Below are 19870 nucleotides of genomic sequence, written 5' to 3' on the forward strand. Positions count from 1 at the left end.
CTTGATGATTAACGCAGACGCAGCATGCGCTCGACTTTTTGGACGTCAGCAGCGTTCAGCTGCGAAGTGCCGCGAAGTTGACGCTTACGCTTGGTGCTCATCTTGGTCAGGATGTGGCTCTTGAAAGCATGCTTGTGCTTGATGCCGTTCCCGGTTTTCTTGAAGCGCTTGGCAGCGCCACTTTTGGTCTTCATCTTTGCCATGTTCAGTTACTCCAAATTGAAGTGCATCAAATAATCGCAAGGCCTGGCGTTGCCCTGGAGATTACTTTTTCTTTTTGGGGGCGATGACCATCATCAGCTGACGACCTTCCATCTTCGGGTGCTGTTCCACGGTGCCGTATTCAGCAAGGTCGGTTTCGACCCGCTTCAACAACTCCATGCCCAGCTCCTGATGGGCCATTTCGCGACCACGGAATCGCAGGGATACCTTGGCCTTGTCCCCGTCAGAGAGGAAACGAATCAGGTTGCGAAGCTTGACCTGATAGTCACCCTCTTCCGTCCCTGGACGAAACTTGATTTCCTTGATCTGAATCTGCTTCTGATTCTTGCGCGCTGCGGCTTGCTGCTTCTTCTTTTCGAAGATGTGCTTGCCGTAGTCCATGATGCGGCACACGGGCGGTGCCGCATCGGGAGAGATTTCAACCAGGTCCAGCTTGACTTCTTCAGCTGCGGCCAGCGCTTCCTGAATGGATACGATGCCGATCTGCTCGCCATCTGCTCCAATCAGGCGCACTTCGCGCGCCGTGATGTTTTCGTTAATCGGCGGGCGTTGTGCGGCTCTTTTGTCTTGTCTCATCTCGCGTTTAATCTTTATTGCTCCGAATTCGGGCGGCCTCGTTGTGCCACAGCGCGAGATAGGAAATCAGCGAACTCGGTTACAGTCATTGAACCCAGATCTTTACCCTCTCGCGTGCGCACGGCCACGGTGTGCGACTCGACTTCCCGATCACCTACAACCAACAGGTAGGGAGTCTTGTGCAAAGTATGCTCGCGGATTTTAAAGCCGATCTTCTCGTTTCTCAAGTCCGCAACGGCGCGATAACCCAATTCATTCAGGGTTTTCTCGACATTTGCACAATATTCTGCCTGATTATCGGTAATATTCAGGACGGCAGCCTGTGTCGGTGCCAACCAAGCCGGGAAGTCGCCGGCGTAGTGTTCGATCAGAATTCCGATGAATCGTTCAAAGGAACCCAGAATTGCCCGGTGCAACATGACCGGCGTTTTGCGCGCGCCATCTTCGGCGACATACTGCGCGCCCAGGCGGCCTGGCAGCATGAAGTCGAGCTGCAGCGTACCGCACTGCCATACCCGGCCAATGCAGTCGCGCAGTGAAAATTCGATCTTGGGTCCATAGAAAGCGCCCTCGCCCGGTTGCAGATCCCACTTCAGACCGGCTTCGTTCAGGGCCGCTTCCAGACCCTGTTCGGCCTGATCCCAGAGAGCATCGTCACCGACGCGACTTTCCGGACGAGTGGACAGCTTCAGTTCGACATCATCAAAGCCAAAATCCTTATAAACCTGCAAAGTCAGTGCGATGAAGTCGGCCGCTTCCTTCTTTACCTGCTCATCGGTACAGAAGATATGAGCGTCATCCTGGGTAAAGCCACGTACGCGCATCAGGCCGTGCAGCGAACCGGATGGCTCGTTGCGGTGGCAGGAGCCGAACTCGGCCAGGCGCAGCGGCAGCTCGCGGTAGCTCTTCAGCCCCTGATTGAACACCTGGATGTGGCAGGGGCAGTTCATTGGCTTGATGGCGTAGTCGCGGCTTTCCGACTCGGTGGTGAACATCGCGGCGGAGTAATGCTCCCAGTGACCGGAACGCTCCCATAGCACGCGATCCACTACCTGCGGCGTCTTGATTTCCTTGTAACCGGAGTCACGCTGAATCTGGCGCATGTACTGCTCAAGCACCTGATAAATGGACCAGCCGTTGGGATGCCAGAACACCATGCCCGGCGCTTCTTCCTGGGTATGGAACAGGTCCAGACGCTTGCCGATCTTGCGATGGTCGCGCTTCTCCGCCTCTTCCATGCGCTGGATGTAGGCAGCCAGCTGCTTCTTGTCTGCCCAGGCGGTGCCGTAGATACGTTGCAGCTGCTCGTTCTTGGCATCGCCGCGCCAGTAGGCACCGGAAATCCGGGTCAGCTTGAAGGCTTTCAGGAAGCGGGTATTGGGCACGTGCGGACCGCGGCACATGTCGACGTATTCTTCGTGGTAGTACAGGCCCATGGCTTTCTCGTCGGGCATGTCTTCGACCAGACGCAACTTGTACTCTTCACCACGCTCGGCGAACACCTTGATCACTTCATCACGCGGGGTCATCTTCTTGATGACGTCGTAGTCGGTGGCGATCAGCTCGCGCATCCGTGCCTCGATGGCGGCCATGTCGTCGGGCGTAAAGGGGCGCTCGTAGGAGATATCGTAGTAGAAGCCTTCATCAATCACCGGACCGATCACCATCTTGGCGGTCGGATACAGCTGCTTGACGGCGTGGCCGATCAAATGTGCGCAGGAGTGGCGGATTATCTCCAGGCCTTCTTCATCCTTGGCGGTGATGATCTGCAGCGTTGCGTCCTGCTCGATGAGGTCGCTGGCATCTACCAGACGGCCATCTACCTTGCCGGCAATGGTGGCTTTGGCCAGGCCAGCACCAATGGATTGGGCTACATCGGCAACGGAAACGGAATGATCGAAGGAACGCTGACTGCCGTCAGGGAGAGTAATAGTAGGCATGATGCCACTCCTGCTCAGTGGTGACCCCTACGCAAGGCCACATGATGGAAATACCGCTCGGACTGCTCGCTACAGTTCATACCGGCTCACGATCGCCGGCAGCCCTCATCAGGCTACTGCAGAAGCGCCCCGAACAGCGCAATAAATAAAAAACCCGGTCACAGGGACCGGGTTCAAATTTGGTAGGCACAATTGGATTCGAACCAACGACCCCCACCATGTCAAGGTGGTGCTCTAACCAACTGAGCTATGTGCCTGCAATGGCCGCGAACTTTACGCAGCATCCGAAACCTTGTCAAGCATAAGTGACTGAAAAATACGATTAAACCCGGCTAAAGCTCGGCTTTGTACAATAATCAGCCAGGCGCCGCTCGTGGCTGCCTTAATAGCCGGGGTATTGCTTAGCCGAGCTTGACCAACTGGTCGCGCAGTTGCTGAATTTCATCGCGCAACTGCCCGGCCTGCTCAAATTCCAGATCGCGCGCAAACTGATACATCTTCTCCTCCAGCTGCTTGATACGCTTGCCCACCTCGGCGGGCGTGCGCAGCTCCTGCGCTTTATACTCGGCCGCATCTTCTGCCGCCTTCTGCCGCTTGCGCTTGTTGGAGCGGCTGCCGGGCACTACCGCACCCTCCAGAATATCGGCCACGCTCTTGGTCACGCCCTTGGGTGTGATGCCGTGCTCCAGGTTGAAGGCAATCTGCTTCTCGCGGCGGCGCTCGGTTTCGCCGATGGCGCGTTCCATGGAGCCGGTAATACGGTCGGCGTAGAGGATGGCCTTGCCATTGAGGTTACGGGCGGCGCGGCCAATGGTCTGGATCAATGACCGCTCGGAGCGCAGGAAGCCTTCCTTGTCGGCATCCAGGATAGCCACCAGAGAAACCTCTGGCATATCAAGACCTTCGCGCAACAAGTTAATGCCGACCAGCACGTCAAAAACACCGATTCGCAGATCGCGAATGATCTCCACCCGCTCGACGGTGTCGATATCCGAGTGTAGATAACGCACGCGTACGCCGTGATCCCCCAGGTAATCGGTCAAGTCTTCGGCCATCCGCTTGGTCAGGGTGGTAACCAGCACGCGATCGCCCTTCCCCACCCGCAGACTGATCTCCGACAGCAGGTCATCCACCTGGGTGGTGGCAGGTCGCACTTCGATCTCCGGATCGACCAGGCCGGTGGGGCGTACCACCTGCTCGACCACCCGCCCTGCATGTTCTGCCTCGTAGGGACCGGGCGTGGCGGAGACGAAGATCGCCTGCGGCGACACCGCCTCCCACTCGTCAAAGCGCATGGGGCGGTTATCCAGCGCCGAGGGCAGCCGGAAGCCGTAATCCACCAGAGTCTCCTTGCGCGAGCGATCACCCTTGTACATGGCGCCAACCTGCGGCACCGAGACGTGGGATTCGTCGATGATCAGCAGCGCATTCTGCGGCAGATAATCAAACAGCGTCGGCGGCGGCTCGCCCGGCGTTCTGCCCGACAGATAGCGCGAGTAGTTCTCGATGCCGTTGCAATAACCCAGCTCCATGATCATCTCGAGATCGAAGCGGGTACGCTGCTCCAGGCGCTGCAGCTCCACCAGCTTGTTCTGCTCCTTGAGCACTTCAAGCCGCTCGCCCAACTCCACCTTGATCTTCTCTACTGCCTCAAGCAAATTCTCACGCGGCGTCACATAATGGCTTTTAGGATAGATAGTTACGCGCGGAACCTTGCGTAAAACCTCACCTGTTAGCGGATCAAAGAAGCTGATGGTTTCGACCGTATCGTCAAACAACTCGATACGAATGGCCTCCAGATCCGATTCTGCCGGGAACACGTCTATCACATCACCGCGCACCCGGTAGTTGGCACGTGCCAGCTCCATGTCGTTGCGGGTGTACTGCAGCTCGGCCAGGCGACGCAGCAGGGTGCGCTGATCCAGATGGTCACCGCGATCCACATGCAGCACCATGCGCAGATAGGATTTGGGGTCGCCCAGACCGTAGATGGCCGAGACCGTGGCAACGATGATGGCGTCCGGCCGCTCAAGCAGCGCCTTGGTGGCGGAAAGACGCATCTGCTCGATGTGGTCATTGATCGAGGCGTCTTTCTCTATAAAGGTATCCGAGGACGGTACATAGGCCTCAGGCTGATAGTAATCGTAATAAGAGACGAAATACTCGACCGAGTTATGCGGAAAGAACTCGCGAAATTCGCCGTACAGCTGCGCCGCCAGAGTCTTGTTGGGCGCCATGATGATGGCCGGGCGCTGCACCTGCTGGATGACATTGGCGATGGTAAAGGTCTTGCCCGAGCCGGTTACGCCCAGCAGGGTCTGATGCGACAGCCCCGCTTCCAGGCCCTCGACCAATTGCTTGATAGCCGTCGGCTGATCGCCGGCTGGCTCGAAGCGGGTTTGCAGATTGAATTCAGTCATCGACGGACGTACTCCGTAGTTCTGCGACAAAGCCGCATGATACCGCAGATGGCAACCCCCTGGGCTGCTCCGGACCCCGCTGGGCGGATGCCACTAGCACTGACCCGGAAAGCCGATTGGAGTTCTGCCATCACTTCTCTATAATAAACGGCCACTCGCACCCTGCTGTAGCAACGCAGGCGAGACCGCCAGGACCAGACCCGAATCGCCGAGCAAGCAGATTTACCCGCTGTAGATATGCATTGTGAAGCGCTTTTCAAGGTCATCCCGGTACTGCAGGCCGCTTTTGACAGTCTGCGCATGGCACAGCCCGAGCCCTCCATTCACCTGTATCGAGTTTGCCCATATCATGAGTTTGTTTTCCCCGGTTGAACTGGCCCCACGTGACCCAATCCTTGGTTTGAATGAAGCCTTTGGCGCTGACACCCGTGCCAACAAGGTCAATCTCGGCGTTGGGGTTTACTGCGACGAGGAAGGCAAGGTGCCGCTGCTGCGCGCCGTGCAGAAAGCTGAAGAGGCTCGCGTTGCCGAGCACGCTGCCCGTGCCTATCTGCCGATTGATGGCCTGCTACCCTACGACCTGGCCGTGCAAAAGTTGCTGTTCGGCACCCACTCCGCTTTGCTCGACTCTGGCCGCCTGATTACCGCGCAAGCCCTGGGCGGCACTGGCGCGCTCAAGCTGGGTGCAGACTTTCTGTACCGTCAAACCGAGAAACGTCTGGTCGCGATCAGCAACCCGAGCTGGGAAAACCACCGCTCGCTGTTCGAAGCCGCCGGCTATGAGGTTGTCGACTACCCCTACTACGACGCCGCCACCAATGGCCTGGACCTGCAGGGCATGCTCAGCGGTCTCGAAGCCCTGCCCGAAGGCACGGTAGTGGTATTGCATGCCTGCTGCCACAACCCTACCGGCGTCGATCTGGGTCTGGCCGACTGGGCCAAGGTGATTGACGTGGTTAGCCGTCGCAAGCACGTGCCCTTCCTTGATATCGCCTACCAGGGTTTTGGTGAAAACCTGGAAGACGACGCCTTTGCCGTGCGCCTGTTTGCCGAGTCCGGCTTGCCCTTCCTGGTCGCCAGCTCCTTTTCCAAATCGTTCTCGCTGTATGGCGAGCGCGTTGGCGCACTGACCATGGTGACCGCTGACCAGGCCGAGACTGCACCTGTGCTGTCGCAGCTCAAGCGCGTGATTCGCACCAACTACTCCAACCCGCCAACCCACGGCGCCAAGGTGGTGGCGGCGGTGCTCAATTCCCCCGAGCTGTATCAGTTGTGGGAAGAGGAGCTGGCCGAGATGCGCGACCGTATCCGTCACATGCGCCGACTGTTGGTCGAGAAGCTGCAGGCTGCTGGCGTGCAAACGGATGTCGATTTCATCCAGCGTCAGCGCGGTATGTTCTCTTACTCCGGCCTCACCAAGGAGCAGGTAGCACGCCTGGCTGACGAGTTTGGCATCTATGCCGTGGGCAGTGGCCGTATCTGTGTGGCTGCGCTGAACACCGGCAACATTGATGCCGTTGCCAGCGCCATGGCCGCTGTTCTGAAGGGCTGAGCGCAGCAGAAATTGGCTTCAAGGCGTTGACTTTAATCATTATTTTGATAAAGTTCGCAGCGTCCGATCCGCGATAGCTCAGTTGGTAGAGCAAATGACTGTTAATCATTGGGTCCCAGGTTCGAGTCCTGGTCGCGGAGCCAAGTTGAAGAACCCCGGCTGATCCATCGTGCTGCTCACTTGCGCATTGGGCCTCCGCCGGGCTTCCTGAAAAATCCGATTCCAGTTGCTGGTATCGGATTTTTTTATGTCCGTTAAGTCGCAAAGCCAGATTCCGACCGTCTCAGACTACCCGGTTTGGCTGTTCCTCTTGGGCAGGCCGAGTTCCATCTCGGCCAGCAGCTTCAACCACACCACCCCAGGCCGGGATGGAACCCGGCCGTCCCGGGCAACCCCGTTTGGGTTTTCCTGGGGATAGTTGTTTAACTTTCGAGCCCTGTACGTCTTTTCGCGCTCTGCATGCTTTGCCAGGCTGACCAGGAATACAGCAACAGGGCCAGCCAGATGAGCGCAAAACTAGCCAGCTGCACCAGGCTCACGGTCTCTTTGAACACGAATACCGCAATCAGAAACTGCATGCTCGGATTGATGTACATGAGAAAGCCGAGTGTCGCCAGACGCAGCCGCCGCGCTGCGCCAGCGAACGCCAACAGCGGAATAGCGGTCACCACGCCACTGGCCACCAGCAGCATCAGCGTGCGCGAATCCCGGGTAAAGTGCGACAGCTCCATCTGCGCCAGTGCTGCCAGCGCCAGCAAAGCCAGCGGCAACAGCAGCAGCGTTTCGACAAAAAGGCCGGACAAACCATCCAGTAGCACCTGTTTGCGCAACAGGCCATAGGTGCCAAAGCTGAGCGCCAGAATCAGTGATATCCAGGGTATGGTGCCTAGCAATACCAACTGCACCAGTATCCCCACCACTGCCAACGCAACCGCCACGCCCTGCAAGCGCGCCATGCTTTCACGCAGTACCAGCATCCCCAGGGCAACATTCACCAGCGGCGTCAGAAAGTAGCCCAGGCTGGCTTGCAGCACGTGGCGCGTTTCCACCGCGTATATGTAAACGCCCCAGTTCAACCCGATCAGCAGCGCACAGCCCAAGACCCGGCCCAGCCGGCCGGGATGCGCCAAGGCTTGAACCACTGGCGCCCAGCGGCGCATCAGGGTTATGACCAGGGCGAGAAAAACGCAGGACCAGACAATCCGATGCGTCAATATTTCATAGGCTGGCACACCATCAAACAACGCAAAGAACAGCGGAAAGCAGCCCCATAGCAAATAGGCACTTGCGCCATAGGCAATGCCCTGGCTGTTCTCATCAAGTTTGCGGGCCATCGCGTGCTCTGTTCAGGGGAGAAGGAATATTCAGATTAGCAGTGCGCGTAATTCTACAGGCGCGATTATGGCTGCCAATCGAATCTTGCGTTCGACCTGAATTGCGCCGTCGTTCAAATCGGGAATCAGCCTCTGATCAGCACTGGTTGTGAAGCGTCACGCAGTTCCTGCTTTCCGGGTTCATGTTCTGCTGCGTCTCGTGTTTTGGTATCTCCAACCATCCATTACGCAGCGCCGGGGCTTCCGGCAATAGCCAACTTGCCAGACAAGTAGAAAAGGAATAGTTTTTACTCATGGACCTGTTCGAGTTCGACGCACCGAAGAGCCGGGCCAATCGGGACATACATGGCGTGGATTTCACTGAGGTGCAGGCATTATGGAAAGACCCGAACCTGCTGGAAATACGCGCAAAATCCGACGACGAGCCCAGGTTTTTACTCATAGGCAAAATAGACGACAAACACTGATCCGCTGTCGTCACCTATCGGAATGGGCGTATCCGGGTCATATCAGCACGACGCTCGCGCAGAAAGGAGATTGAACTCTATGAAAGCTGAAAAATTCGACACGAAATTTGACGATGGCCAGGATGTTGTTAACGATCTTGATCTTTCAACTGCCCGCCGCGTCCATCAGGAGCAGAAGCGAATCAACGTCGACTTTCCTGCCTGGGTAGTAGAGTCCCTTGATCGGGAAGCGGGACGCATTGGCGTTACCCGCCAGTCGATCATCAAGGTCTGGCTGGTAGAGCGCCTCCAGGCAGAAGCCGCTAACAAACATCTGGATAACGACGGAGCTAGCCGCGCGCAGTAACCTCACTCGACCGCGCCGCCCGCAAGCTTCTGGCTTTATTCCCGATGCATCCCAGCATAACTGCAAACAATGATGCTTGAGCCCTGCCGCGTTTGCTGGTATTTCATCAGCACGACACGGCATGCTGACCTGCCGCCGCATCTCCTGTAGCGGTGGCAGAGGGTTAAGCAATGTGACCCCGCGTCGTTTCCAGCCAATTGGGAGACATCACATGACACTGCACGCAGCTGATTTTATTGCCCGCAAGGGCAACAAGCCGATCACCATGCTGACTGCCTACACCTGCCCGGTCGCCCGTGGCATCGAGGCGGCTGGCGTTCCGGTGATTCTGGTGGGCGATACCGTGGGTATGGTGGAGATGGGGTTTGCAAGCACCCGTGATGTGACCCTGGAGCACATGGAGTATCACATCGGCGCGGTGCGCCGCGGTGCCCGCGACACACACATCATCGGTGACCTGCCCTACCTGACCGATACCGATCCGCAAACCGCGTTGGCCAGCGCGCAGCGCCTGGTTGCTGCCGGTGCCAACAGCATCAAACTGGAAGGCCCAAAAGCCGAAGTAATCCGGCATCTGGTGGACAACGGCATTGCGGTAGTAGGCCATACCGGGCTGACGCCGCAAACCGCTACCTCGTTCAAGAAGGTGGGCAGCACCGAGGCCGAGGCGCAGCGTATTCTGCAGGAAGCGCAGCTGATCGAGGCGTCCGGGGCCTTCATGGTGGTGCTGGAGCACATCCCCTATGCGCTTGCCGGGCAGATCACCCGCGCACTGAGCATCCCCACCATCGGCATCGGCGCGGGCCCCGAGTGCGACGGCCAGGTGCTGGTGATCAACGATGCGCTGGGACTGGGCGATTACTGGCCGCCCTTCTCCAAGCAGTACGCCCACGTGAGCGACACCATCCTCAAGGTGGCGCGCGACTTTACCGCCGAGGTGGAGACCCTGGAGTTCCCCAACAACATCATCCAGTTCACCGGTACCGGCAAGCGCTGACACCGGCGCTCTTGCGGGCGGGGCGCGCACTGGCAGCCAGCGCCCTGGCCGCACGGGCGGCAGCACGGATACGCTGTCGCTGGATTTTTGCCTGAAGCTGGGCCACATTAAGCTGCAACCCGGGCATCAGCCGTCGCTGCTGAGGCCCGACTTACTCCTGGCTCAAGGAAGAACCATGCTTCAATTCGCGTTCGCTCTCGTTATTTCCCTGCTCATCTGGTGGCTATTCATGCCCACTGGCGATGGTTTCGTGTCGCTCATCATCATCGGCTTCTTGGTGCTGCCTGCGCTTAACTGGCTGATTGGCCGTTACTGGCCCAGGTCGAATATTTCCTTTGGGCAGGAAATCGACCTCGGCTCCCACAGCAATCACTCCAGCGATGGCGACAGCGGCGGCGGCGGCGGCGAGTAGCAAACAACCGGCAGCAGGCCAAAGCCTTACCAGCTGTACTGTTCACATGCGCCGCCTGAGCGCTAGACTGTCCGCATCGCCCGCATCGCCCGCATCGGCCAAGCGGGCCGTGAACAGGAGCACAACATGCAAACCATCGGCCTGCTCGGCGGCATGAGCTGGGAATCGACGCAAAGTTATTACGCGGCAATCAATCAGGGCATCAAGCAGTATCTGGGCGGCCTGCACTCGGCAAAGCTGGTGCTCTACAGTGTCGACTTTGCCGAGATAGAAGCCCTGCAACAGCGTGGCGACTGGGCCGCAGCGGCGCAGATTCTGGGCCAGGCCGCGCAATCGCTGCAGGCGGCCGGCGCCGACTTTCTGGTGATTGCCACCAACACCATGCACAAGGTCGCGCCCGAGATACAACAGCAGATCAGCATTCCTCTGTTGCATATCGCCGATGCCACAGCGCGGGTATTACAACAGCATGGCGTGCAGAAAGTGGGGCTTTTGGGTACCGCCTTTACCATGGAACAGGCGTTCTACCGTGAGCGTCTGGAAGCGCAAGGCATCGGGGTGGTGGTGCCCGATGCGCCAGAACGCGCCGAGGTGCACCGCGTCATTTACCAGGAGCTATGCCTGGGTACCGTCAGCGATGCCTCGCGCAGCCGTTATCTGCAGATCATTGATGCACTGGCCGAGCGTGGCGCGCAGGCTGTGATCCTGGGCTGTACCGAAATCGGCCTGCTGGTGAGGCAAACCGACACCAGCGTGCCGCTGTACGACACCACCGCCATTCACGCAGCCGCCACCGTCAGCCGGGCACTGGCCGGCCAATAGATCAGGAAACCCTCATGCCGGACATCCATTACCCCATCTCTGGCGCCTGCCAATGCGGCGGCATAACCTACGAGTTGCTCGCCCCGCCGCAGGCGGTGATCGCTTGCCATTGCCGCGAATGCCAGAAGCTCTCTACCAGCGCCTTCAGCATTACCGCATTGGTAAAGGCCGAAGACCTGCGCTTCCACGGCCCCCTGCAGCACTGGAGCCGTGTGGCCGAGAGCGGCAACACCAACGCGGCGGCATTCTGCGGCACCTGCGGTAATCGCATCTATCACGTCAATCCCGACATCCCGCAGACGATCAAGCTCAAGCCCAGCAACCTGTCGGATACCCGCGTTATTCAGCCGACCAAGCACGTGTGGGTAAGTGAGAAGCAGGATTGGTTTGCCATTCCCGACGGTGCTGAGACTTTTCCGAAAGATCCGTAGCGCGCACCAGCACGGCAGTCTGGTAGGCCTTTTTTTTCGCGCCAGCCCTTTCCGTCTGGCGAACACTGCAGCACAATCAGAGGGACGCCGAAACCTGTTGTGAGGTCGAACTAGAGCGCTAAATGGACGCTTACCTGCTATTTCTGATCATCACCGTAGCCACTGTCATGAGCCCTGGCCCCGGCGTATTGCTAACGCTGACCAACGCCATCCGTTTCGGGGTACAAGGCGCTATTGGCGGCATTCTCGGGCTCGCGGTGGGCGCCTTTCTGATTGCCGGAGCGTCTGCCACCGGGCTCGGCATTTTGCTGGCGACGTCGGCCGCGGCCTTTACCGCGCTCAAATTCGTTGGCGCGGCCTATCTGATCTATCTGGGCATCAAGCTGTGGCGTGCGCCGCCAGCCACCATTGAGCTGCGGGTCAGCAGCCGCAGCCTGGGCCGGCAGTTTGCCGAAGGCCTTGGCCTGCAGCTGACCAATCCCAAGGCCGTGTTCTTTTTTCTGTCCATCCTGCCGCAGTTCGTGACCTACGATAGCGCCCACGTCGGCCAGTTTGCCTTGCTGGTCTGTACCTACAGCGTGGTGTTGGTTGTGGTCCATCTAATCTATGCGGGGTTGGCAAAATCCACGCGGCAGTGGCTGGCTTCCGATAGCGGCGGGCGTCTGGTCAACCGCCTGGGCGGCGGCACCTTCTTGTGTTTTGGGCTAGGACTCGCCGCCACCAGCCGCTGAGCAACCCGTTCAGGGCTGCTCTGGCCGCTCGGCGGCATCTCCCACATCATCGCCCACCTGCCAGCTGCCACCAATGCTGGCAGCCAGTTCAGCAGCAGCGGCCAATTGCGAGGCGGTAACGCTGACCTGGCCGCGTCGGGCGTTTAGGGTGGTGTTCTGCGCCACTGCTACCTCAAGATAGGAAATCAGCCCCGACTGGTAACGGTTGGTGATTACCCGCTCGTTCTCTTCCGCCAGCTCGACCAGCTTGGCTTGCTGCACCGCCTGCTCACGCAGAATGCTGGTGGTGGCCAGGGCATTTTCCACATCGGTCAGGCTATCGAGGACTGTCTGGCGATAGGCTGCGGCCTGCTCGTCATAACTGGCGACGGCCGCATCCTCTGCGGCGCTGCGCCGCCCACCGTCGAAAATCGTCAGCGCCAGGCTGGGGCCCAGCGTCCAGAAACGCACCGGGGCATTCCACAGATCGCTGAAGGATTCCCCGTTCACGCCGCCGCTGGCATCCAGGCTGAGCGTTGGCAGCCAGGCGGTGATGGCCACGCCGATCTGCGCGTTGGCTGCCGCGACGTTGCGCTCGGCCGCCACCACATCCGGACGGCGAGCAATCAGCTCGGCGGGCAGTTGGGCGGGTATCGCCGGTACGGCGGGCAAGGCTTCTACCCGGGGCAGCTCGAAGGCCACTGGCGGTTTGCCCTGCAACGCCGCTATGGTGTTTTCTTCAATGGCGCGCTGGTTCTCCAGATCGTAGAGATCGCTGCGCAGCGATTGCAGCTGAGTCTCGGCCTGGATCACATCCGCGCGCGACACAATACCGGCGTCATACTGGTTGCGCGTCAGCTCGGAAGAACGCGCGAAGGATTTCAGTGTTTGCGTCAGAATGCGGTGCTGCACATCCAGCGCGCGCAGGTTGATGTAACTGTTCACCACCGCCAGCTGGATGGATAGCCGCGCGGCCGCCAGATCGGCGGCACTGGCCTCCAACTGAGCAGTGCTGGCTTCCACTTGACGGCGCACCCTGCCCCACAGATCCAGCTCCCAACTGATCCCCAGCCTGGCGCTGCTGCTTTCGCCAATGGCAGAGTCGTTGTTGCTGCTGCGCGCGGCATCCACCGCTGCGCTCAGCGTGGGACTGTAATCGGCACGCGACAGGCGTCGCTGGGCCAGGGCGGCGCGGTAGCGCGCTTCGGCTTGCGCCAGTGTCTGGTTGTTGCCATTGGCTTCCTGCACCAGCGCAGTGAGCTGATCATCGCCAAAGGCCAGCCACCACTCCCCGCTGTCGGCCCAGCCCTGCGCCGGCATGGGCTGCCAACCCTCGTCGTACTTGAGCTGCTGTACCGAGACCGTCGCCGGTTTAACGTAGTCAGGCCCCATGGTGCAGCCGGCAGAGACTGTGGCGGCAAGCAATACGGCGGTGGAAAGAGACAGAGATTTCATCGATGACGGCCAGGATTCAGTTGGAAGATTCGGATTCGGGTTGGGTAGTTGCGGCGCTACGCTTGAGCCAGCGCTGGTGCAGGTTCTCCAGATACAGATAGACCGCCGGTGTGGTGTAGAGCGTGAGCAATTGGCTCAGCGCCAGACCGCCGAAAATGGTGATCCCCAGCGGGCGACGCATTTCTGCGCCCTCGCCAAAGCCGAGAATCAAGGGCACCGCGCCCAGCATGCCGGCCATATTGGTCATCAGGATCGGCCGCAGCCGTAGTAGCGCCGCGCGGTGAATACCCTGCTGCGGCGTCATGCCTTCGCGGCGCTGCAGATCGAGCGCAAAATCGATCATCATGATGGCGTTTTTCATCACGATGCCAATCAGTAGAAACAGCCCCAGCATGGCAATCAGACTGAGGCTTTGCCCGCCCAGTTTCAGCGCCAGCAACGCACCCAGGCCGGCCGGCGGCAAGGTGGAAAGAATGGTCAGCGGATGCAGTGTGCTTTCATAGAGCACACCCAGCACCAGATACACCGCCAGCAGCACCGCAACAAAGGCCCAGGGATCGTTCAGCGCGTTGCCGAAATCATTCGGCGATGGCGGCGCCTGATGTACCTCACTGGGCAGCATGACTTCATTGAGTATCTGCTCTATGGCGGCATCGGCCTCGCCCTCCGTCACCTCCGGCGCCAGCGAATAGCCAATGCCCATGGAAGCAAACTGGCCTTCGTGGCGCACGCGGTCCTCGGCCATGCCGTAGTCCCAGGTGGCGAAGCTGGAGAATGGCACGCGCTGACCGTCGCTGGTCAATACTTCAAGCTGATCCAGCACCGCCGGACGCTCGGTGTAGCGCGGCGCCAGCTCCATCACCACCCGGTATTGGTTCAGCTCGTCGTAAAGCGTCGCCACCTGACGCTGCGAGAAAGAGTTGTTGAGCACCGAGGCGATGGTCTGCATATCCACGCCCAGCCGGCGCGCGGCTTCACGGTCGATGTTCAGTACCATCTGCCGGGTTTCGTCGCCGTCCACGTTGTCCACGTCGGTCAGCAGCGGGCTTTGCTCCATCGCTTGCGCCACCTTGCGCGCCCAGACCTTCAGTGCCTCAAGCGAATCAGAGCGCAACACCACTTCATTCTCGCTGTTGCCAAAGGGCCCGCGGAACTGCAGATCCTGATCGGCCATCAGATACATCATCACGCCTGGCACCTGTGGCGCGTTGGCGCGCAGACGATCAATGACCTGCTGCGCCGAGACCTTGCGCTCGGCCAGCGGCTTCAGTCGAATGGCCAACTGCGCATTGGTCAGCCCGCCATTGCCGCCGCTGGTGCCGGTCAGATCCTGCACCGCCGGGTCGGACAAAATGTACTGCCGATAGGCTTCGATCTTCGGCTGCATCACCTGGAACGACAGCCCATCGTCGCCGCGAATAAAACCGCGAATCTGTCCGGTATCCTGCTGCGGCAGGGACTCTTCCGGGAGATTGAACATAAGGTAACCACTGGCCAGTATTGCGCCCAGCAGCGTCAGCAAGGCCAGCGGCCGATGGTTGAGCGTCCAGTTCAGCGAGCGGCCATAGCCGCGCTGCAGGTCGGCAAACAGGGACTCCGATTTGCCTTCAGCCCCTGACCCTCCAGCAACGCTGGCGCGCCGCTGCAACCAATGCGCACACAAGCTTGGCGTCAGCGTGAGCGAGACCACCAGCGAGATCAACATGGCAGCGATCAGGGTGATGGAGAACTCCTCGAACAGCTGCTTGACCAGGCCGCCCAGCAGCAGGATGGAAGCAAACACCACCGCCAGTGCCAGCGTCATGGCAATCAGGGTAAAGCTCAGCTCACGCGCGCTGCGCGCGGCGGCTTCCTGTGGCGACAGCCCGTTGGCCATATGCCTTTGCACATTTTCCAGCACCACGATGGCGTCATCCACCACCAGGCCAGCGCCGACAATCAGCGCCATCAGCGAGAGGTTATTGAGCGAAAAGCCCCAGAAATACATGACCACGAAGCTGCCGATCAGCGAGACCGGAATGGCCGCTGACGGGATCAACGCTGCGCGGAAGTTACCCAGAAACAGCCAGACCACCACGACCACCAGCAAGGCCGCCAGCAACAGCGATATCTGCGCCTCGCGCAAGGTGGCGCGGATCACCGGCGAACGATCCATGATCACCGACAGCTCGGCATCCGCCGGCAGTAATACCAGCAACTGCGGCAGGCGGTCATAGATGTTGTCGATGGTTTCGACGATATTGGCGCCACTCTGGCGGCTGATATTCAGAATCACGGCCGGACGATCATTGTGAAAGCCGCTGCTGTAGCGGTTCTCCACCGAATCGCTCACCTGGGCCACATCGCCCAGACGCACCACGGCGCCCTCGTCATAGCGCACCACCAGATCGCGATAGGCTTCGGCCGTACGCAGCGCATCACTGGTCTGCACCTGCCAGCGGTGGGCGCCCTCTTCGATCACCCCCATGGGACGCAGTGCATTACTACGTGAAATGGCGTTGCGTACCTCGTCCAGCGATAAGCCGTAATGCAATAGCGCGCCGGCATCGAGTTGCACCCGCACCGCAGGTAGCGAGGCTCCATCGACTGTCACCTCGCCGACGCCGGAGATCTGCGCCAGCTTTTGCGCCAGAATGCTCGCGCCGATGTCATACAGTTCGCTGGAGGCCAGATTGGGCGAGCTCAGCGCCAGCCCCATGATGGGCGCCTGCGAGGGGTCAATTTTTACGTATTGCGGATTGCCCGGCATGCCGGCGGGCAGATCGCCACGCACGGCGTTGATCGCCGCCTGCACCTCACGCGCAGCCTCATTGAGGTCGCGCTCCAGCTCAAAGGTCAGTGCCACCTGGGCGCTACCCTGGCTGCTGGACGATGAAATGGCGGTCACCCCGGAAATACTGCCCAGTGCGCGCTCCATCGGCGTGGCCACCGTGGTCGCCATGCTCTCGGGGCTGGCGCCAGGCAGGCTGGCGGTCACCACGATCATGGGAATATCCAACTGTGGCAGCGGCGCTACCGGCAGCAGGCGCCAGCAGAGCAAGCCACAGAGCACCAGCGCCAGGGCCAGTAGCGAAATGCCGACCGGGCGCTGGATGAAGGTATTGGCGGCGTTCAAGGCGTTACCTCAACCGGCGCCGGCGACTCGTCCTTGCGCGTGAGTCGATCAAAGAACAGGTACACCACGGGCGTGGTAAAGAGCGTCAGCACCTGGCTGACCAGCAGCCCACCGACCATGACCACACCCAGCGGCTGGCGCAGCTCGGCGCCCGAGCCACTGGCAAACATCAACGGCAGCGCACCAAAGAGTGCCGCCAGGGTGGTCATCAGAATCGGCCTGAAACGCAGCATGGCGGCGCGATGAATCGCCTCGCGCGGGGCCATGCCCAGGTTGCGCTGAGCATCCAGGGCAAAGTCGACCATCATGATGCCGTTCTTCTTGACCAGACCGATCAGCAGCACGATGCCGACCACCGAGATCATGTCCAGGGCGCGGTCGGTCAGCAGTAGCGCCAACAGCGCGCCCAGGGTAGCCGAGGGCAAGGTCGACAGAATGGTGATCGGGTGAATGGTGCTTTCGTACAAGACGCCCAGCACTATGTACATGGTCAGCACCGCCGCCAGAATCAGCCACAAGGTGTTGGCCAGCGAGTTGCGGAACGCTTCTGCCGCGCCCTGAAAGCGCAGCTCGACCGAAGCCGGCAGCTCCAGCTGCGTCTGCACCTGTTCAATCGCCGCCACCGCTTCACCGAGCGAAGCACCGGGCGCCAGGTTGAACGACACCGTAGCCGCCGGGAACTGCCCCTGATGATTGATCAGCAGAGCCGCGCGGCGTTGGTGAACGCTGGCCACGCTGGCCAGCGGAATCGGGTTGCCATCGGCGCTGGTCATGTACACCTGCCCCAGGCTTTCCGGCGTGCCGGCAAACTGCGGATCGACCTCCATGATGACCCGGTACTGGTTCGCCTGGGTGAAGAGCGTGGCAATCTGACGCTGACCAAAGGCGTTGTAGAACGTATCGGCGATGTCGGTGACGTCCAGCCCGAGGCGGGCGGCGGCGTCACGGTCGATATCCACATAGGCTTCCATGCCCTGCTGCTGCAGATCGGAAGCCACGTCCACCAGTTCGGGACGGTCACTCAGAGCGGCGACCATCTGTGGCACCCAGTCGTGCAACTCGTCGCTGTCCAGGCTGGTGAGACTGAACTGATATTGGGTGCGGCTCACGCGATCCTCGATACTGAGCTCCTGCACCGGCTGGAACCAGGCGGTAATCCCAGGCACCTGGGCACTGCGCTCGCGCAGACGATCCATCACCTCGAACAGGCTTTCGCTGCGCTCGTCATGCGGTGGCAGGTTGATCAGCAGGCGACCGCTGTTGATGGTCACGTTGGTACCATCCACACCGATGAAAGACGACAGACTTTCCACACCAGGGTCTTCCATCAAGGCTTTGGCCAGATTCTGCTGACGCTCGGCCATGGCGGTGAACGAGATGTCCTGCGGCGCCTCGGTGACCACCTGGATCACGTTGCTGTCCTGCACCGGGAAGAAGTCCTTGTTGACCGCCAGATAGAGCAGACCGCTGAGCACGATGGTCGCCAGCATCACCAGCAGCGCCGCGCCCTGGCGCGCGAGAACCCAGTCCAGCCCGCGCCCATAGCGCACGATCACCCGCTGCAGCAGATCGTCCTTGTGCTCCTGCGGCGGGCTTTTCAGCATGCGCGCGCACATCATCGGTGTGAGCGTGAGCGAAACCACCAGCGAAATGACGATGGCCACCGCCAGGGTAATGGCAAACTCGTGGAACAGGCGCCCCACTACGTCCGGCATGAACAGCAGCGGGATCAGTACCGCCACCAGCGAGAAGGTCAACGACATCAGCGTAAAGCCGATTTCGGATGCCCCCTTGAGCGCCGCCTGCATGGGCGTCTCACCCATTTCGCGGTGACGCGCCACGTTCTCCAGCATGACGATGGCGTCGTCCACTACAAAGCCGGTGGCAATGGTCAGCGCCATCAGCGTGAGGTTGTTGACGGAGAAGTTCATCAGATACATGAAGGCGAAGGTGCCCACCAGTGACAGCGGCACCGCGATACTGGGGATGAACGTCGCCTGCAAGTTACGCAGGAATACCAGGGTCACCAACACAACAAGGAAGATGGCAAACACCAACTCCTTCTGGGTGTCGCGTACCGAGGCACGAATGCTGTGGGTGCGGTCGGTCAGGATCTGCACGTCTACCGCCGCCGGCAAACTGGCGGTCAGCTGCGGCAGCAGTTCACGCACCCGGTCGGCCACCTCGATCACGTTGGCGCCGGGTTGACGTTGCACGTTCAGCAGTACCGCCGGCGCGCCATTGGCCCAGGCAGCCAGAAAGCGGTCTTCGGCACCGTCAACAATGGTCGCCACATCGCCCAGGCGCAGCGGTGCGCCATCGACCCAGGTAACAATGAGCTTGCGGTAATCCTCGACCGACCGAATCTGGTCATTCGCATCCAGCATGGTGCTGCGGGTCGGCCCGTCGAAACTGCCCTTGGGCTGGTTGACGTTGGTTGCGGCGATGGTCTGGCGCACGGTATCCAGGCTCAACCCATAGGAGGCCAGCGCACGCGGATTGACCAGTACCCGCAGGGCCGGCCGCTGACCGCCGGCCAGGCTGACCATGCCCACGCCGGAAAGCTGCGCCAGTTTCTGCGCCATGCGGGTATCCACCAGGTCGTGCACCCTCGGCAGCGGCAGGCTGTTGGAGGTGATCGCCAGGGTCAGAATGGGCGCATCCGCCGGGTTGACCTTGCGGTAGATGGGCGGCGTGGGCAAATCACTCGGCAGCAGGCTTTCCGCCGTATTCATTGCGGCCTGCACTTCCTGCTCGGCCACACCCAGATTTTCATCCAGCGCAAATTGCAGGGTGATTACCGAGGCGCCACCCGAGCTGGTGGACGACATCTGCTTGAGACCGGGAATTTGTCCCAGATGCCGTTCCAGCGGGGCAGTAATGGTACGCGCGGTGACCTCCGGGCTGGCGCCCGGCTGGAAGGTGAACACCTGAATGATCGGGTAATCCACCTGCGGCAAGGCAGCCACCGGCAACATGCGCCAGGCCATCAGCCCGGCCGCCAGAAATGCCAGCATCAGCAGCGAGGTGGCAACGGGTCGCAGAATAAAGGCAGCAGAAAGATTTTTCAT

16 protein-coding genes and 2 tRNA genes are annotated in these 19870 nt (G+C 60.2%); 9 read left to right on the forward strand and 9 right to left on the reverse strand.

The window, feature by feature from the left end; translation table 11 throughout:
* Positions 1-8: 8 nt before the first annotated feature.
* From rpmI to uvrB, 5 genes are all read right to left on the reverse strand, one after another.
* Positions 9-203 carry a 50S ribosomal protein L35 gene (gene rpmI / locus V7756_RS03400; protein ID WP_083727856.1) on the reverse strand — a complete coding sequence of 65 codons (195 nt, stop codon included), beginning with the start codon at positions 201-203 and terminating at the stop codon, positions 9-11.
* 61 nt (positions 204-264) lie between these two features.
* Complete coding sequence (infC, locus tag V7756_RS03405; RefSeq protein WP_233049867.1) at positions 265-816, reverse strand: translation initiation factor IF-3; 552 nt, start codon at positions 814-816, stop codon at positions 265-267.
* A complete protein-coding gene (gene thrS, locus V7756_RS03410) occupies positions 813-2738 on the reverse strand; it encodes a threonine--tRNA ligase (RefSeq protein ID WP_335608753.1) in 1926 nt (641 codons plus the stop codon). The genes infC and thrS overlap by 4 nt, the downstream gene beginning before the upstream one ends.
* 180 nt (positions 2739-2918) lie before the next feature.
* Positions 2919-2995, reverse strand: a tRNA-Val gene (locus V7756_RS03415).
* 144 nt (positions 2996-3139) lie between these two features.
* Positions 3140-5158, reverse strand: coding sequence for an excinuclease ABC subunit UvrB (gene uvrB / locus V7756_RS03420; RefSeq protein ID WP_335608754.1), 2019 nt, complete (start codon positions 5156-5158; stop codon positions 3140-3142).
* Positions 5159-5507: 349 nt separating this feature from the next.
* Here uvrB and V7756_RS03425 point away from each other — a divergent pair, with 349 nt between their 5' ends.
* Both V7756_RS03425 and V7756_RS03430 read left to right on the forward strand, forming a co-directional pair.
* Positions 5508-6710 (forward strand): amino acid aminotransferase, encoded by a 1203-nt coding sequence (locus tag V7756_RS03425; protein ID WP_335608755.1) that lies wholly within the window; start codon positions 5508-5510, stop codon positions 6708-6710.
* 67 nt (positions 6711-6777) lie between these two features.
* Positions 6778-6853 (forward strand) — tRNA-Asn (locus V7756_RS03430).
* Positions 6854-7132: 279 nt separating this feature from the next.
* Here the strand turns inward: V7756_RS03430 and rarD are convergent.
* Positions 7133-8044, reverse strand: a complete 912-nt coding sequence (rarD, locus tag V7756_RS03435; protein ID WP_335608756.1) for an EamA family transporter RarD — start codon at positions 8042-8044, stop codon at positions 7133-7135.
* Between the two features lie 293 nt (positions 8045-8337).
* On the opposite strand from rarD, the gene V7756_RS03440 reads away from it, so the two are divergent.
* The 7 genes from V7756_RS03440 to V7756_RS03470 all read left to right on the forward strand — a co-directional run bounded on the left by V7756_RS03440 (position 8338) and on the right by V7756_RS03470 (position 12250).
* Positions 8338-8511, forward strand: a complete 174-nt coding sequence (locus V7756_RS03440) for a BrnT family toxin (protein ID WP_335608757.1) — start codon at positions 8338-8340, stop codon at positions 8509-8511.
* Between the two features lie 79 nt (positions 8512-8590).
* The gene (gene brnA / locus V7756_RS03445) at positions 8591-8857 is read left to right on the forward strand and encodes a type II toxin-antitoxin system BrnA family antitoxin (protein WP_335608758.1); all 267 of its coding nucleotides are present in this window, start codon (positions 8591-8593) and stop codon (positions 8855-8857) included.
* A gap of 211 nt (positions 8858-9068) precedes the next feature.
* The gene (gene panB / locus V7756_RS03450; RefSeq protein ID WP_335608759.1) at positions 9069-9854 is read left to right on the forward strand and encodes a 3-methyl-2-oxobutanoate hydroxymethyltransferase; all 786 of its coding nucleotides are present in this window, start codon (positions 9069-9071) and stop codon (positions 9852-9854) included.
* Positions 9855-10029: 175 nt separating this feature from the next.
* A complete protein-coding gene (locus tag V7756_RS03455; RefSeq protein WP_335608760.1) occupies positions 10030-10266 on the forward strand; it encodes a hypothetical protein in 237 nt (78 codons plus the stop codon).
* Between the two features lie 126 nt (positions 10267-10392).
* On the forward strand, positions 10393-11088 hold the full coding sequence (locus V7756_RS03460) for an aspartate/glutamate racemase family protein (RefSeq protein ID WP_335608761.1): 696 nt from the start codon (positions 10393-10395) through the stop codon (positions 11086-11088).
* A 14-nt stretch (positions 11089-11102) separates the two neighbouring features.
* Positions 11103-11519, forward strand: a complete 417-nt coding sequence (locus V7756_RS03465) for a GFA family protein (protein ID WP_335608762.1) — start codon at positions 11103-11105, stop codon at positions 11517-11519.
* Between the two features lie 122 nt (positions 11520-11641).
* Positions 11642-12250: a LysE family translocator gene (locus V7756_RS03470; RefSeq protein WP_335608763.1), complete on the forward strand. Its 609-nt coding sequence runs from the start codon at positions 11642-11644 to the stop codon at positions 12248-12250.
* 9 nt (positions 12251-12259) lie between these two features.
* Here V7756_RS03470 and V7756_RS03475 read toward each other — a convergent pair whose 3' ends face one another.
* From V7756_RS03475 to V7756_RS03485, 3 genes are read right to left on the reverse strand one after another with little or no spacing between them, the layout of a single operon-like run.
* Positions 12260-13684, reverse strand: coding sequence for an efflux transporter outer membrane subunit (locus V7756_RS03475; RefSeq protein ID WP_335608764.1), 1425 nt, complete (start codon positions 13682-13684; stop codon positions 12260-12262).
* Positions 13685-13700: 16 nt separating this feature from the next.
* Positions 13701-16799, reverse strand: coding sequence for an efflux RND transporter permease subunit (locus V7756_RS03480; RefSeq protein ID WP_335608765.1), 3099 nt, complete (start codon positions 16797-16799; stop codon positions 13701-13703).
* Entirely contained in the window at positions 16796-19870 is a 3075-nt protein-coding gene (locus V7756_RS03485; RefSeq protein ID WP_335608766.1) for a multidrug efflux RND transporter permease subunit, read from the reverse strand. Before V7756_RS03485 ends, V7756_RS03480 begins: the two co-directional genes overlap by 4 nt.

The organism is Halopseudomonas sp. (assembly GCF_036961105.1).
Classification (GTDB): domain Bacteria; phylum Pseudomonadota; class Gammaproteobacteria; order Pseudomonadales; family Pseudomonadaceae; genus Halopseudomonas.